This is a genomic window from Streptomyces albidoflavus (assembly GCF_000719955.1).
Classification (GTDB): domain Bacteria; phylum Actinomycetota; class Actinomycetes; order Streptomycetales; family Streptomycetaceae; genus Streptomyces; species Streptomyces albidoflavus.
The window spans coordinates 72,340-86,666 of record NZ_JOII01000009.1 but is presented as its reverse complement, the minus strand read 5'-3'; the positions used below and the strand labels follow the sequence as shown (position 1 = coordinate 86,666).

General features: G+C 71.7%; 15 protein-coding genes. 7 read left to right on the top strand and 8 right to left on the bottom strand.

Features of this window, described 5'->3' with window-relative positions; genetic code table 11:
- Positions 1 to 14 precede the first annotated feature (14 nt).
- A complete protein-coding gene (locus IF45_RS0112975; protein WP_030307492.1) occupies positions 15 to 1,163 on the top strand; it encodes a serine hydrolase domain-containing protein in 1,149 nt (382 codons plus the stop codon).
- Positions 1,164 to 1,330: 167 nt separating this feature from the next.
- Positions 1,331 to 2,734 (top strand): serine hydrolase domain-containing protein, encoded by a 1,404-nt coding sequence (locus tag IF45_RS0112970; RefSeq protein WP_030307489.1) that lies wholly within the window; start codon positions 1,331 to 1,333, stop codon positions 2,732 to 2,734.
- 157 nt (positions 2,735 to 2,891) lie between these two features.
- On the opposite strand, the gene IF45_RS0112965 is transcribed toward IF45_RS0112970, so the two are convergent.
- The 7 genes from IF45_RS0112965 to IF45_RS0112935 all read right to left on the bottom strand — a co-directional run bounded on the left by IF45_RS0112965 (position 2,892) and on the right by IF45_RS0112935 (position 8,459).
- Complete coding sequence (locus IF45_RS0112965) at positions 2,892 to 3,395, bottom strand: GNAT family N-acetyltransferase (RefSeq protein WP_051720693.1); 504 nt, start codon at positions 3,393 to 3,395, stop codon at positions 2,892 to 2,894.
- 50 nt (positions 3,396 to 3,445) lie between these two features.
- The gene (locus IF45_RS0112960; RefSeq protein WP_003949427.1) at positions 3,446 to 3,904 is read right to left on the bottom strand and encodes a MarR family winged helix-turn-helix transcriptional regulator; all 459 of its coding nucleotides are present in this window, start codon (positions 3,902 to 3,904) and stop codon (positions 3,446 to 3,448) included.
- A 152-nt stretch (positions 3,905 to 4,056) separates the two neighbouring features.
- Complete coding sequence (locus IF45_RS0112955) at positions 4,057 to 4,935, bottom strand: GNAT family N-acetyltransferase (protein ID WP_030307487.1); 879 nt, start codon at positions 4,933 to 4,935, stop codon at positions 4,057 to 4,059.
- A 200-nt stretch (positions 4,936 to 5,135) separates the two neighbouring features.
- On the bottom strand, positions 5,136 to 5,618 hold the full coding sequence (locus IF45_RS0112950; protein ID WP_003949429.1) for an NUDIX domain-containing protein: 483 nt from the start codon (positions 5,616 to 5,618) through the stop codon (positions 5,136 to 5,138).
- 46 nt (positions 5,619 to 5,664) lie between these two features.
- Positions 5,665 to 6,570: a LysR family transcriptional regulator gene (locus IF45_RS0112945; protein ID WP_030307485.1), complete on the bottom strand. Its 906-nt coding sequence runs from the start codon at positions 6,568 to 6,570 to the stop codon at positions 5,665 to 5,667.
- A gap of 203 nt (positions 6,571 to 6,773) precedes the next feature.
- Positions 6,774 to 7,898, bottom strand: a complete 1,125-nt coding sequence (locus IF45_RS0112940; protein ID WP_030307484.1) for a cystathionine gamma-lyase — start codon at positions 7,896 to 7,898, stop codon at positions 6,774 to 6,776.
- Positions 7,899 to 8,078: 180 nt separating this feature from the next.
- Complete coding sequence (locus tag IF45_RS0112935) at positions 8,079 to 8,459, bottom strand: phage holin family protein (RefSeq protein ID WP_003949432.1); 381 nt, start codon at positions 8,457 to 8,459, stop codon at positions 8,079 to 8,081.
- Between the two features lie 117 nt (positions 8,460 to 8,576).
- On the opposite strand from IF45_RS0112935, the gene IF45_RS0112930 reads away from it, so the two are divergent.
- The 4 genes from IF45_RS0112930 to IF45_RS0112915 all read left to right on the top strand — a co-directional run bounded on the left by IF45_RS0112930 (position 8,577) and on the right by IF45_RS0112915 (position 10,837).
- Positions 8,577 to 8,894, top strand: a complete 318-nt coding sequence (locus IF45_RS0112930; RefSeq protein ID WP_003949433.1) for a cupin domain-containing protein — start codon at positions 8,577 to 8,579, stop codon at positions 8,892 to 8,894.
- Between the two features lie 203 nt (positions 8,895 to 9,097).
- Positions 9,098 to 9,313 (top strand): DUF5326 family protein, encoded by a 216-nt coding sequence (locus IF45_RS0112925; RefSeq protein WP_003949434.1) that lies wholly within the window; start codon positions 9,098 to 9,100, stop codon positions 9,311 to 9,313.
- Between the two features lie 170 nt (positions 9,314 to 9,483).
- Complete coding sequence (locus tag IF45_RS0112920; protein ID WP_030307482.1) at positions 9,484 to 10,302, top strand: IclR family transcriptional regulator; 819 nt, start codon at positions 9,484 to 9,486, stop codon at positions 10,300 to 10,302.
- A gap of 97 nt (positions 10,303 to 10,399) precedes the next feature.
- Positions 10,400 to 10,837 carry an SsgA family sporulation/cell division regulator gene (locus tag IF45_RS0112915; protein WP_008408208.1) on the top strand — a complete coding sequence of 146 codons (438 nt, stop codon included), beginning with the start codon at positions 10,400 to 10,402 and terminating at the stop codon, positions 10,835 to 10,837.
- A 43-nt stretch (positions 10,838 to 10,880) separates the two neighbouring features.
- On the opposite strand, the gene IF45_RS0112910 is transcribed toward IF45_RS0112915, so the two are convergent.
- Positions 10,881 to 12,269 (bottom strand): YibE/F family protein, encoded by a 1,389-nt coding sequence (locus tag IF45_RS0112910; protein ID WP_030307480.1) that lies wholly within the window; start codon positions 12,267 to 12,269, stop codon positions 10,881 to 10,883.
- Positions 12,270 to 12,490: 221 nt separating this feature from the next.
- On the opposite strand from IF45_RS0112910, the gene thiC reads away from it, so the two are divergent.
- Positions 12,491 to 14,284, top strand: a complete 1,794-nt coding sequence (gene thiC / locus IF45_RS0112905; RefSeq protein ID WP_030307479.1) for a phosphomethylpyrimidine synthase ThiC — start codon at positions 12,491 to 12,493, stop codon at positions 14,282 to 14,284.
- Positions 14,285 to 14,327 lie beyond the last annotated feature (43 nt).

Genomic DNA, 14,327 nt, shown 5'->3' with positions numbered 1-14,327 from the left:
ATTCGGGAACTGGGGTGGGCACGGTGGAGATCGGCGGCTGGGCGGACGAGGGTTTCGGGGGCGTCGCGGACGTCTTCCGGGAGAACTTCGAGGCGTTCGGGGAACTGGGCACGGCGGTCTCGGTCCGGGTGGGCGGCCGCCCGGTGGTGGAGCTCTGGGGCGGGATCGCCGACGAGCGGTCCGGCCGCCTCTGGGACCAGGAGACGGTGGTCCCCGTCTTCTCCTGCGCCAAGGGCCTCGTCAGCATCTGCGCGCATCTCCTCGCCCAGCAGGGCCGGCTCGACCTGGACGCACCCGTCGCCGCCTACTGGCCGGAGTTCGCCGCCGAGGGCAAGGAGCGGATCACCACGCGCATGGTCCTCGGCCACCGGGCCGGGGTCCCGGTACTCGACCGCACCGTGAGCTTCGGCGAGATCACGGAGTGGACCCCCGTCGTCCGTGCGATCGAGGAACAGCGACCGCTCTGGGAACCCGGCGAGGCGTACGAGTACCACGGGCACGTCTTCGGCTTCCTGGTCGGCGAGGTCGTCCGCCGGATCACCGGGCTCACCCCCGGCCGGTTCTTCCGCGAGGCGATCGGCGAGCCGCTCGGGCTGCGTGCCTGGATCGGCCTGCCCGCCGCCGAGAGGGGGCAGTTGGCGCGCCTGGTCGAGGCCGAGGGGCGCCCCGCCGGCGATCCGCAGTCGCTGCTGATGCGCATCGTCACGATGAACGGCGCGCTGGTCTTCCCCGGCCTGGACGAGCCGCACGGCTTCAACGACCCCGAACTGCTCGGCGCCGAACTCCCCGGCGCCGGCGCGGTCGCCTCCGCGAGCGGACTCGCCGCGCTGTACGGCGCCGCCGTGACGGGCCTCGACGGCGGACCGCGCCTGCTCTCCGAGGAGACCCTGACCGACGCGGTGCGCGAGGTGTCGGCGGGCCCCACCTGGCAGGGGTACGACCTCGGTCAGCGCTGGGGCTCCGGCTTCCTCCTCGACTCCGAGCGGCCCCGCCCCATGCTCGGCGCCCGCAGCTTCGGCAACGACGGAGCCGGCGGCCAGTTCGCCTTCGGCGACGACGAGTTCGGCGTCGGCTTCGCCTACGTGGCCAACCGGATGATCGGCCACGGCGACGACCGCGCCAACCGGCTCATCACCGCGCTGCGGGAGAGCCTCAAGGCATGACGGCCCCACCGGAGCGGGGGCGGAGGACGCTCCGGGTGGTTTCGGGCGATGGGGAGCTGACCAGGTCCTCTACAGCAGCCGGGGCCCCGCGTCGGCCGGGTGAGCCACTCCTGACGTGACCGGGAAAAGGGCTGGACCTCGCCGGACCGAACGAGTGGAGTGGGGCCATGACGACTCATGAGACCCCGGAAGACCTCAGCCTCCTGCCCGCCACCCGCCGGGCGCTGCGCCACCGCCTCGCCAGGGCGCAGAGCGAGTCCCGGGTGCCGTCGCTGGTGGCCGGAGTGACACGGGACGGCGAGGTGATCTGGGAAGGCGCCCTCTCGGCGCTGGAGGGGGTCGAGGCCGACGGCGACACCCAGTACCGGATCGGGTCGATCAGCAAGACCTTCACGGCTGTTCTGGTCATGCGGCTCCGCGACGAGGGGCTCCTGGAGCTGACCGACCCGCTGGAGAAGCATCTGCCCGGTACGGGCGCGGGCCGGGCCACCGTCGCGGACCTGCTCTCCCACACGGGTGGCCTCGCCGCCGAGGCCCCGGGCGAGTGGTGGGAGCGGAGCCCCGGCACGCTGCGTCCCGAGTTGGCCGACGTGCTCGGCGAGGAACCGCACCGCCACCCCGTCGGCCGGGTCCACCACTACTCCAACCCCGGCTACACCCTGCTCGGTGCGCTGGTCGAGGAAGTACGGGGCGAGCCGTGGGAGAAGGTGCTGCGCGCCGAGGTGCTGGAGCCGCTGGGGCTGACCCGCACCAGCTACGCGCCGCAGGCTCCCTACGCGCAGGGCTGGGCGGTGCACCCCTGGGCCGACACCCTCCTCCCGGAGCCCGCCCACGATCTGGGCCGGATGGCGCCGGCCGGCCAGCTCTGGTCGACCACCCGTGACCTGCTCCGCTTCGCCGCCTTCCTGGTCCAGGGCGACGACGCGGTGCTCGGTGCCGCGTCGGTGCGCGAGATGCGGACGCCCGCCGCCCCGAGCCTGCCCGGGGCGCAGGAGAGCGCCTACGGACTCGGGACACAGGTGCTGAGCGTCGGCGGCGGGACCACGCTCACCGGCCACATGGGCTCGCTGCCCGGGTACCTCGCGGCCCTGCTGACCCGTGAGGACGAGGGCCTGGCCGCCGTGGTCCTCGCCAACACCACCTCCGGTCCCCTCGTCGGCAGCCTGGCCGCCGAACTCATCGGCATCGTGGCCGAGGCCGAGCCGTCGATGCCCCGGCTCTGGCGCCCGATGGCCGAAGCCGACCCGCAGGTGCTGGAGTTGGCGGGTGCCTGGTACTGGGGTGTGACGCCCTACGGGCTGCACTACGGGGCGGACGGCGGGGTGGAGCTGCGACCGCTGAAGGGAGTCGGACGGGCCGCACGCTTCGTTCCCGCCGGTGACGGGAGATGGCGGGGCCTGGACGGCTACTTCCTGGGGGAGACCCTGCGCCCGGTGCGAGATGCCGAAGGCACGGTGACACACCTGGACTTGGGCTCATTCGTCTTCACGCGGGAGCCCTATGCGCCGGATTCGGTGGTACCTGGTGGCGTGGACGCCAAGGGCTGGCGCGCGGCTGGGGAGTTGGGCTGACCGAGCTGCCTCGATCGGGATGTTTCACGTGAAACACCCGCTCTGCGCGGGGTGGTCCGTCATGTTTCACGTGAAACATGACCCATGTGGTGTTTCACGTGAAACATCGTTCGTCAGCCGCCTGTTGGGGCACTCGTCGAGAGGAAGCGGCTCCGGCTCAGAGCTGGAGCTTGAACCCCACGTGGGAGGCGACGAAGCCCAGGCGCTCGTAGAAGCGGTGGGCGTCCTCGCGGGTGGCGTCGGAGGTGAGCTGGACGAGCTGGCACCCCTCGGCGCGTGAGGTCTCGACGGCCCACTCGATGAGCAGGGTGCCGAGCCCGCTGCCCCGCTCGTCCGCATGGACGCGCACCCCTTCGATCAGGGACCGGGTGGCGGCCCGGCGGGAGAGACCCGGGATGAGGGTCAGCTGAAGCGTGCCGACGACCTTCCCGGCCCGCTCGGCGACGACGAGGTGCTGGTTCGGGTCGGCCGCCAGCCGGGTGTGCGCGGCCAGGTACGGGGTGAGGTCGTCCGGGGACTCCCGGGTGGCTCCGAGGGGGTCGTCGGCGAGCATGGCGACGATGGCGGCCACGTCGGAGGCCTCCGCGCGGCGAATCAGGAGCGTCTCGCCGGAGGAACCCCGGGAGCTGTCCGGCAGGGGTGCGTCTTGGGAATGATCCATGAGCGGCACAGTAGACGGGCCGGCAGCGGTCGCCGGAGGGCGAGGAGGAGTCAGGCGGGGGTGCGCAAGGTCTCCACGGCCTGGACGAGCGGGGCGAGCTCGGGGTTCTGGGCCGCGGTGTCAAGGGCTTCCCGCAGGGCGGTGTCGTTGGTGGGGCGGGCCTCGTCGAGGAGGGCCCTTCCGGCCGGGGTGACGTCGGTGTAGATGCCGCGCCGGTCGGTGGGGCAGAGGTAGCGGGAGAGGAGGCCGCGGTCCTCCAGGCGGCTCACCAGGCGCGTGGTGGCGCTCTGGCTGAGGACGACGGCGTCGGCGACCTGCTTCATCTGCAGATGGCCGCCCTCGCCGTCGTGCTGCCGGCTGAGGACGTCCAGCAGGGAATACTCGCGGGTGCTGAGCCCGTGCCCGGACTGGAGGGCCCGCTCCACGTGCGTCTCGATGCGGCCGTGCAGCAGGGACAGTGCGCACCAGCTCTGGGCGAGTGCGGTCAGTGCGGGGTCCGTGGCGGTCATGGGTCCTCGCTCCTCCTTGTCGGTGCCCCTCGGCTCATCCCGGCGGGCGCCGAAAGCCCGGGTGCCGTCCAGCTTAAGACATGCGCGCAATATCAGGCGTATGCATGTAACGCGCGCCTGCAATCACATGTTCCCGCGCCGGCCGGGCGCTCTCAGGCCGCGGCCACGGTGAGGGGAGCGAACCGCCTGGTCCAGTCGCCGGGCAGGCCGGGCAGGGCGCGGGTCATCAGCTCGCTGGTGGCGACCACCGGCATCCCGCGCTCGCCCAGCCACTCCAGCAGTGCGGTGTGCCGAACGTCGACATCCACCCGGAGCGGACGGGTGCTTCCCTCGGCCAGGCCCGTGATCAGGGCCTGGGCGGTGCGGGTGTCGCGGGCGACGAGCGGGCCGACGACCTCGGTCGCGGTGTTCGGCCAGCGTGCCGCGAAGCCCGTCAGCTCCCCGTCCCCCTCTGCCACCAGGAAGCGGTCGGCGAAGGCCGGGAGCCGGGCGATCAGGGGTGTGCGGTCGGTCCCGAACACCTCGGCATCGAGCTGGAGGATGCGGGGGAGGTCCCCTGCCCGCGCGGGAGAGAGGGTGAGCCCGGCCCTTTCAGGGAAGGTGGCCGGACCGGTGAGGCGGCCGGTGGCAGCGGCCGCGCGGCCGACCGAGGTGAAGCCGAGCTTCCGGGCGAGCGGGAGCAGGCTCCCGGAGGCGTAGAGGGTGAGCGGCACCCGTTCGCTGTACTGGACCACGTGCTCCAGGAGGCGGCGGCCGAAGCCCCGCCCCGCGTACCGGTCGGCGATCAGCATCATGCCGATCGCGGTGAAGGCCGGGGCCTCGTGCGGGCCGAAGTCGGTCAGGGTGCAGGCGCCCAGCAGCCCGCGTCCGTCCGGGGCGTCCACGCCGACCCCGTGCCCGGCCGCGAGCAGCAGCCGCCACTTGTGCTCCTCCGGGGACCACCCCCGGTCGTACGCGAGGCTCGTGCAGGCCGGGAGGTCCCGGAGGGTGAGCGGGCGAACCGGTAGAGCGGAGAGCGCAGGTGTCGACACGCGGCCCAGGTTGACCGACGGGGGTCCCTCCCGTCCACCGTCTTTTCAGCCGTGGAGCGAGCACTTCCAAGGCGGCCGGAGCGCGGCCTCCGGCAGACATCCGTGCAGCTCATGGGCGAAGTGCAGAGAGCCTCGCGCCTCGGGCCCGGCCGGGATGTGCTGTGTTTCACGTGAAACATCGGGGGCGGGCCCGCTCCCGCTCAGCCGAGATCAGGGGCGAGCAGCGCCTGGACGCCCTCGATGTTGCCGTCCAGATAGTGCCGCAGCGACAGCGGGACCATGTGGACCGAGGCGATGCCGAGGCGGGTGAACGGGATGCGCACGATCTCGTACTCCCCGCAGGGTTCCTCGATCTCCGGGCCGTGGCGCAGAGCCGGGTCCATGGAGCCGAGGCGGCAGACGAAGAAGTGCTGCACCTTCACGCCGGTGGTCTCGGCGTCCTCACCGATGTGCTCGACGGTGTCGACGAAGCAGGGGACGACATCAGTGATCTTGGCACCCAGCTCCTCCAGGACCTCGCGGTGGAGCGCGGCGACGACACTGCTGTCCTCAGGCTCGACCCCGCCGCCCGGAGTCACCCAGTACGGATCGACGCCGGGCTTGGTGCGCTTGATCAGGACGAGCTGGTCGCCGTCGAGCAGGACGGCGCGGGCGGTGCGCTTGACCACGGAGCGAACGGTCATGGGGGAAATCTGGCCCCACATGTTCCACGTGAAACATCGCCGGGGCTCACCCCCAGGCGACGGCGGCCCGCAGCAGCCACTCGTGGGCCGTCGCGATGTGCGGCAGAGCCTGCGTACCGGCCCGTACGGCGACGAAGTAGGTCCGCAGGGGAGGGACCGGCGGCTCCAGCAGCGTGACCAGCTCGCCCCGGAGCAGGGCGTCCTCGCAGAGGTACCGGGGCAGGACGGCCAGTCCTGCGCCCGAGACGACGCACGACAGGACGGCCCGCAGGTCGGGGGCGACCAGAGCGGCGTGCTCGGGAGGAGGCGCGTCGAAGACGGTGGTCCAGTAGCGCCGGGCGAAGGGGAGGGACTCGTGCACGTCGACGACGGGCACCTTGGCGAGCGCCTCGGCCCCGCCACGCCGGACGGCACCGGGGGCGAACCGCCCGGCCCAGCGCGCTCCCGCCACCAGGAGGTGCTCCTCGTCGCAGAGCGTTCCGGCGCTGAGCAGGGTGCCGCGCGGGCGGCGGGTGGCGACCGCCAGATCGTGGTGCCCGGCGGCGAGCCCTTCGAGGACGTCGTCCGTGGAGCCGAAGGAGGTGCGGAGCCGGACCGCCGGCCCCTCCGACCCCGTCATCCCGACGAGAGCCGGCAGGACGCGTTCCGCCATGAACTCGGGCGGGCCCGCCAGGTGCAGGGTGCGTAGCGGCGCCTCCACCTCCAGGCCGCCCTCGGCGATCTCCACCAGGGCGTCCAGATGGGGCGCCGCCCGGTGGGCCAGCTCGTCGCCGACCGAGGTGGGCGTCACGCCACGGGCCTTGCGGAGGAAGAGCGGGCGGCCGAGCTGGCGCTCCAGGGTGCGTATCTGCGAGGTGACCGCCGGCTGGGAGAGGCCGAGCAGGGCGGCGGCGCGGGTGAAGGACCCGGCTCGGTGGACCGTGACGAACGTACGCAGCAGCGCCAGATCCACGCCCTCAACCCCTTCGTCGCAGGCCGTCACTCGCAGTTCAACGATAAATATGTCGATAGGTCGCTGCTGCCACAGTGATTGGACACTGACGCAGGGTCAACTAGCCTGGACAGAGCGGCTCTTCAGTACCGGAGCCGGGACGGCCCGAGCCACGAGGGGGGAGGCTCGGGCCGTCCGTGTGCGGGGGTTCCCGTGCGGCCGGCTCAGGCGCCGTCGAGGGAGAGGTCGAGGGCGCGCGTCACGTCCGCGAGAAGGTCCTCGGCGTCCTCCGCCCCGACGGAGAAGCGGACGAATCCCTCGCCGACGGCGTCCCCGCCCCAGCGGCCCCGCCGCTCGGCGGTCGAGCGCACGCTGCCGAAGCTGGTCGCGTCCTCGACCAGCCGCAGTGCGGCCAGGAATCGTTCCGCCCGCTCCCTCGTCCCGAGATCGAAGGAGACGACCGAGCCGAAGCGCCGCATCTGCCGGGCGGCGACCGCGTGCGAGGGGTCGTCGGGCAGCCCCGGGTAGCGCAGCCCCGTCACCTCGGCACGGGCCCGGAGCGCCTCGGCCAGCGCCAGGGCGTTGGCGGTCTGGCGCTCGACGCGGAGCTGCAGCGTGGCGAGGGAGCGGTGGGCGAGCCACGCCTCCATCGGGCCCGGGATCGCGCCCACGATCTTCCGCCAGCGCTGGACACCGGCGGCCAGCTCGGCGTCGCGGCAGGTCACGTGGCCCAGCAGGATGTCGCCGTGGCCGGTCATGCCCTTGGTGTCCGAGGCCACCGCGAAGTCCGCGCCCAGCTCCAGCGGCCGCTGGCCGAGCGGGGTCGCCAGGGTGTTGTCCACCGCGACCAGCGTCCCCTGGGCGTGGGCGGCCTCCACGAGACGGCGGATGTCGCACACGTCGAGGCCGGGGTTGGACGGCGTCTCGATCCACAGCAGCTTGGCGCCCTCCAGGACCTCCAGCTGGGCGTCACCGCCGGTCGGGGCGGTGCGGACCTCCACACCGAAGGCGGTCAGCTGCTCGCGGACCAGCGGCAGGGCCTGGTAGCCGTCGTCCGGCAGGACCACCACGTCGCCGGTGCCGACCTGGGAGAAGAGCACGGCCGAGATGGCCGCCATGCCGGAGGCGAAGACCAGCGTGTGCGCCTCCTCGCCCGGTGCCTCCAGCTCGGCGATGGCGCGTTCCAGATGGCTCCAGGTCGGGTTGGAGTCCCGGCCGTAGGAGTAGGGCCCGCTCACGTCACCGGGCAGGTGGAAGTGGGCGGCGAAGACCGGCCCGGGAAGCGTTGGCTCGTTCTTGACCGCTTCGGGCAGCCCCGCTCGTACCGCCCTCGTACCTTCGCCCGTCATCGTGGCCGCCTTTCTCGCGTCGTTCGGGCCCCCGTCGGGGCGGACGCCGACCGGAGGGCCGCCCGCCCACAGCATCGGACACGCTCTCCCGGCGCCGCACCACACGTCCACGACCTGGACAGACGGGCTCGGCGGGCGGGCCGTGCGGACGGCCCGCCCAGGCGGAGCGTGTCGGAGCCGTCAGTCCTTGCGGTCGGGCAGGGCCACGTTGAGAGCCCAGGAGACCACCGAAATGATCAGGCCACCCAGGACAGCGGTCCAGAAGCCGTCGACGTGGAAACTCAGGTCGAACTGGCCCGCCAGCCAGGAGGTCAGCATCAGCATCAGCGCGTTGACCACCAGCGTGATCAGGCCGAGGGTGAGCACGAAGAGCGGGAAGGTCAGGACCTTCACCACCGGCTTCACCAGGAAGTTGACCAGCCCGAAGATCAGGGCGACGACAATGAGCGTGAGCGCCTTGTTGCCGGTGCTGTCGCCGGTGAGGGTGATGTCGTTGAGCAGCCACACGGCCACCAGAAGGGCAGCCGCGTTGGCCAGCGTCTTGACTAGGAAATTGGTCATGTGTCTGATCGTGACAGACAAGATCGGCGCCGGCCGGGTGTCCACTCGCACGGCCGGTCGGGCAGCGGGCCGGACCGAAGGCGCACAGCGAGAACCGAACAGAGAGGCCACCGGCTGATGAAGGCTTTCCGGCTCGACGAACTGGAGGCGGAGCGCGCCGCCAACGACGGCGCCTACCTCCAGTTCCTGCGTGAGCGGAACATGTCCGTGGGCCTGTACGCCCTCGACGCCGGCCAGCTCGACCCGCAGCAGCCGCACCGGCAGGACGAGGTGTACCTCGTCGTCAGCGGCCGGGCGGCCATCACGGTCGGCGAGGAGACCACCGAGGTGGCGCGCGGCAGCGTCGTCTACGTACCGGCCGGGACGCCGCACAAGTTCCACCACATCAGCGAGGACCTGCGGGTGATGGTGGTCTTCTCCCCGCCGGAGGGCTGACCGGGGGCGCGGGCGGGAACCCTGGCGCCACCCCGGTGGTTCCCTAGGGGGAGGGTCAGGGAGAGACGGGGGGTCCAGGCGGCCCGTCGTGCCCGCCGCCCGCCTAGCATCGAAGACGACACGGCAGCGCGAGGGCCCACCCGGGCCCGGGCCGCACCGTCGGCCGCGCCACCCGGGCGCGACAGGCAGAGAGGGGACAGGTCATGGGCGCACGCGAGGTATTCATCGGACTCCCGTGGTGGGTGAAGTGGATCGCGATCCCGGTCCTCGCCCTCTTCATCTTCGGCGGGCTCATCGCCTCCGTCGTCGGCTTCGTCGTCGGGCTCCTCTTCAAGATCCTGGTCTTCGTCGCCCTCGTCGGCGGACTCATCTACGTGGTCCGGAAGTTCTTCCCCTCGTCGGACCGGGGCAGCTGGTAGCAGCCAGCACAGAGGCGCGGCGGTTCGTCCACCCGGGGGAACGCCTCCCCAAGCAGCGAACCCGCCGCCAGGCCACGCACTACAGTCCGGAATCCGGCGCGAAGGCCCCGCCTTCGCACCGCTCCGGGCGGCCGCGCCCGGGGCACATGCTTTCCGGGGGTGACCAGGCCATGGCCCACGCCACGCCCGCGGACCGACCGGATCACTGGTCCACGGGTTCACATCAGGACGACGGCCATGCCGCGCCCACGCTCATCGGCTCCGTCCAGCGGGCGCTGCGGCTGCTGGAGGCGGCGGCCCTCCACGAAGGCGGCGCTCCCGCCAAGCAGTTGGCCCGGGAGGCGGGCGTCGCCCTGCCCACCGCCTACCACTTGCTGCGCACCCTCACCCACGAGCGGTACCTGCGCCGGGTCGACGGGGTCTACGTGCTGGGGCCCGCCGTGGGCCGCCTCGACGATGCGCACGCCCAGCAGAGCCGCCGCCACCTCATCGACGACGTCCTGCGCCACTGGCACGAACGTCTGGGCGCACCCGTCTACTTCGCCCTGTACCGGGACGGCGAGGTCGACCTCGTGGCGACGGCGGACACGCCCGGGAATCCCGCCGTCGCAGAATGGGCCGACTTCCGCGAGACGGCCCATGCCCACGCCATCGGCCAGTGCCTCCTGTCGCAGCTCGACGAGGAAGGCCGCCGGGACCATCTCTCCCGGCACCCGGTCCGGCCGCTCACCCCGTACTCGGTCCCGGACAGCCAGCGTCTGCTGCGCCGGCTGGCCGCGGCCGAGCGTATGCAGCCGGTTGTCGAGTACCAGCAGTACGCGCTCGGTGTGGCCTGCGCGGCGGTGCCGATCACCGTCGGGTCCACCGCCGCCGTTCTCGCTGTCTCCCTGCCCGCCGCTCAGGCGGAACGCCTGAGGGTCACCACACAGCTGCTGCACCGGGACGTCGGCAGCATTATGCGGCGGCTCCGGTTCTCTATCAGCATCTGAAAACTCACTCCTTGTGATCCAATGATGGCGTTCTGCAAGATGCCATGAAGGGCCGGGACGGATTTCGGCCACATGGCGGCAACTGGCGGGGTAGTCCATGCGCGAGTCAGTACAGGCAGAGGTCATGATGAGCTTCCTCGTCTCCGAGGAGCTCGCCTTCCGCATCCCGGTGGAGCTGCGGTACGAGACAGTCGATCCGTACGCGGTGCGGCTGACGTTCCACCTCCCCGGAGACGCCCCGGTCACCTGGGTCTTCGGGCGTGAACTGCTGGTCGAGGGAGTCCTGGACGCCGCGGGCGACGGCGACGTCCGGGTCTGCCCGGTGGGGCAGACGGCCACCAGGGAGGTGCACATCACCCTCCAGGTCGGCTCCGAGCAGGCGCTCTTCCGCGCCGGCAAGGCGCCGCTGCTCGCCTTCCTCGACCGCACCGACCGGCTCGTCCCGCTCGGCAGCGAGCGGGCACACGCCGACTTCGACAGCCACCTCGACGACGCTCTCAACCGCATCCTCGCCGAGGAGCAGAGCGCCGGCTGAACAGGCGGCGCCGGCCCATCCCGTGCCGGCGCCCACCGTGGTCTCAGCGCTTCCTGCGGCGCCCCCTGCCGCCCCGCGCCGCGGGAGCGCCGCCCACGCGCACCCCCGTGCCCTTGTCCGCCGACACGACCAGTGCCGCCAGCGCCGTCGTCACCGGGACCGAGGCCACCAGACCGATCGACCCCACCAGCGTCCGCACGATCTCCTCCGCCACCAGCTCGCTGTTGGCGACCATGCCCACGCTGCTCTGCGCGATGGAGAAGAGCAGCAGCAGCGGCAGGGCCGCACCCGCGTACGCCAGCACCAGGGTGTTCACCACCGAGGCGATGTGGTCCCGGCCGATCCGGATACCGGCCCGGTAGAGCTTGCGCCAGCCCATCGTCGGGTCCGCCTGGTGCAGCTCCCACACCGCCGAGGTCTGCGTGACCGTCACGTCGTCCAGGACACCCAGGGAACCGATGATCACGCCCGCCAGCAGCAGGCCGCTCATGTCGATCTCCGGGTAGAGACCGTGGATCAGCCCGGTGTTGTCGTCGGTGTTGCCGGTCAGCGCCGCCCAGCCGATGAAGATCGAACCGAGCAGGCCGATCAGCAGGAGGGAGACGAGCGTGCCGAGCACCGCCACCGAGGTTCTCGCCGTCAGCCCGTGGCAGAGGTAGAGGGCGATGAGCATGATGGCACTGGCCCCCACCACCGCGACCACCAGCGGGTTCGAGCCCTGGAGGATCGCCGGCAGGATGAACAGGGTGAGCAGCGCGAAGCTCGCGGCGAGGGCGACCAGCGCCATCAGCCCCCGCATCCGGCCGACCAGCACCACCGCCACCGCGAAGATCGCGGCGAGCAGGGCCAGCGGGAACTTCCGGTCGACGTCGGTGACGGAGTACTGGAGTTCCTCCGGCGCGTCCGGGGCGTAGGCGACCACCACGCCCTGGCCCTGGTGGAGCTTGCGGGAGGCGTCCGGCTGGACGATCTCGGTGAAGGTCCGGCCCGCGTGCGGACCGGAGGTCACCTCGACGGTCGCCTTCTCGCACTTCCCGGTCGCCTGCTCCTGTGCCGAGCGGCCCTCGGGGGTGGAGGTGTCGCCGTTGGGAGGCGGCTGGGAGACGTTCACGTCGGCGCAGTCCACCTGGTCCACCTTGGTGACCGACCCCTGCTCCGTCTGCCGGTCCATGCCGACACCGGTCCGCTCGTGCGACGGGGCGCCCCCCGGCCACAGGACGAGCAGCCCGACCACGACAGCGGCGGCGAAGGGGATCAGGACAGCCGCGATCACCTTGCGCAGGTGCTGGGAGACGGGGGCGGCCGGGCCATGGCTGTGGGAGTGGCCGTGGCCGCCCGTCGGCGGTTCACCGCCGTGGCCGCCGGGTCCGGACGGCGGACCGCCCGAGGGGGGCTGCGGGGGCGGCGGAGGCGGAGGCGTCGTCGAGGTCACGGGTCGATCATCGCAAGAGTCGGCGAGGCCCACTGTTCAGCACGGCCGACAGGGCGTTAGCGTGGAGCCACCTTTGTACACGCGGGAGCTCGGAGCACCGGGCTGAGAGGGCGCTGACCTCCGCCGGCCGACCGGTCGTCAACACCGGTCAGGATCGCGGACATCGCTGCGTCGACCGCCGAACCTGTTACCGGGTAATGCCGGCGTAGGGAGTAGGTCTCATGACCACACAGGACGCACGCACGCCTGCCTCCGCACCGAAGAGCGAGGCCGGGAAGTCCATCGGCTGGCACAAGGCGTACATCGAGGGCTCCCGCCCCGATCTGCGCGTGCCGGTCCGCCAGGTGCACCTCACCAACGGAAACGCCGTCACGCTGTACGACACCTCCGGCCCGTACACCGATCCGGCGGTGGAGACCGATGTCCGCCGGGGTCTGACGCCCCTGCGGGACCACTGGATCACCGCTCGCGGGGACACCGAGGAGTACGCGGGGCGCCCCGTCCGCCCCGAGGACGACGGGATCAAGCACACCAGCCCGCGCGGTGGGCTCCGCAACCTCGACGCGGTCTTCCCCGGCCGCCCCCGCAAGCCGCGCCGCGCCGTCCCGGGCCGCGCGGTCACGCAACTCGCCTACGCGCGGCGCGGCGAGGTGACCCCGGAGATGGAGTACGTGGCCATCCGGGAGAACCTCGACCCCCGTACCGTCCGGGACGAGATCGCGGCAGGCCGGGCCGTGCTCCCGGCCAACGTCAACCACCCGGAGACCGAGCCGATGATCATCGGCAAGCGGTTCCTGGTGAAGGTCAACGCCAATATCGGCAACTCGGCCGTCACCTCCTCGATCGAGGAGGAGGTGGAGAAGATGACCTGGGCGACCCGCTGGGGTGCCGACACCGTCATGGACCTCTCGACCGGCCGGAACATCCACACCACCCGCGAGTGGGTCCTGCGCAACTCCCCCGTGCCGATCGGGACCGTGCCGCTCTACCAGGCCCTGGAGAAGGTCGACGGCAAGGCCGAGGAGCTGACCTGGGAGGTCTACAAGGACACCGTCATCGAGCAGGCCGAGCAGGGCGTCGACTACATGACGGTGCACGCCGGTGTCCGGCTCGCCTACGTGCCGCTGACCGCCCGGCGCAAGACCGGCATCGTCTCGCGCGGCGGCTCGATCATGGCCGCCTGGTGCCTCGCCCACCACCAGGAGAGCTTCCTCTACACGCACTTCGAGGAACTCTGCGAGATCCTCGCAGCCTACGACGTCACCTACTCGCTCGGCGACGGACTGCGGCCCGGCTCCATCGCGGACGCCAACGACGAGGCGCAGTTCGCCGAACTCCGGACGCTCGGCGAGCTGAACACGATCGCCAAGCGGCACCACGTGCAGACCATGATCGAGGGCCCGGGACACGTGCCCATGCACAAGATCAAGGAGAACATCGACCTCCAGCAGGAGATCTGCGAGGAGGCGCCGTTCTACACGCTCGGACCGCTGACCACGGACATCGCTCCCGCCTACGACCACATCACCTCGGGCATCGGCGCGGCGATGATCGGCTGGTGGGGGACGGCGATGCTCTGCTACGTCACCCCCAAGGAGCACCTCGGCCTGCCCAACCGGGACGACGTGAAGACCGGCGTGATCACCTACAAGATCGCGGCGCACGCGGCGGATCTCGCCAAGGGACACCCGGGGGCGCAGGACTGGGACGACGCGCTCTCGGACGCGCGGTTTGAGTTCCGCTGGGAGGACCAGTTCAACCTGGCGCTCGACCCGGACACCGCCCGGGAGTTCCACGACGAGACGCTCCCGGCCGAACCGGCGAAGACGGCCCACTTCTGCTCGATGTGCGGCCCGAAGTTCTGCTCCATGAAGATCAGCCAGGACATCGCCACCCGGTTCGGGGACTCGGCCGGTGACGGGGCCTCCCAGGAGGAGATCGAGGCCGGGATGCTCCAGAAGTCCAAGGAGTTCGCCGAATCCGGCAACCGGGTCTACCTGCCGCTGGCGGACTGACGGGCCCCGCCGCCGAGACGATGTTTCACGTGAAACACCCCAA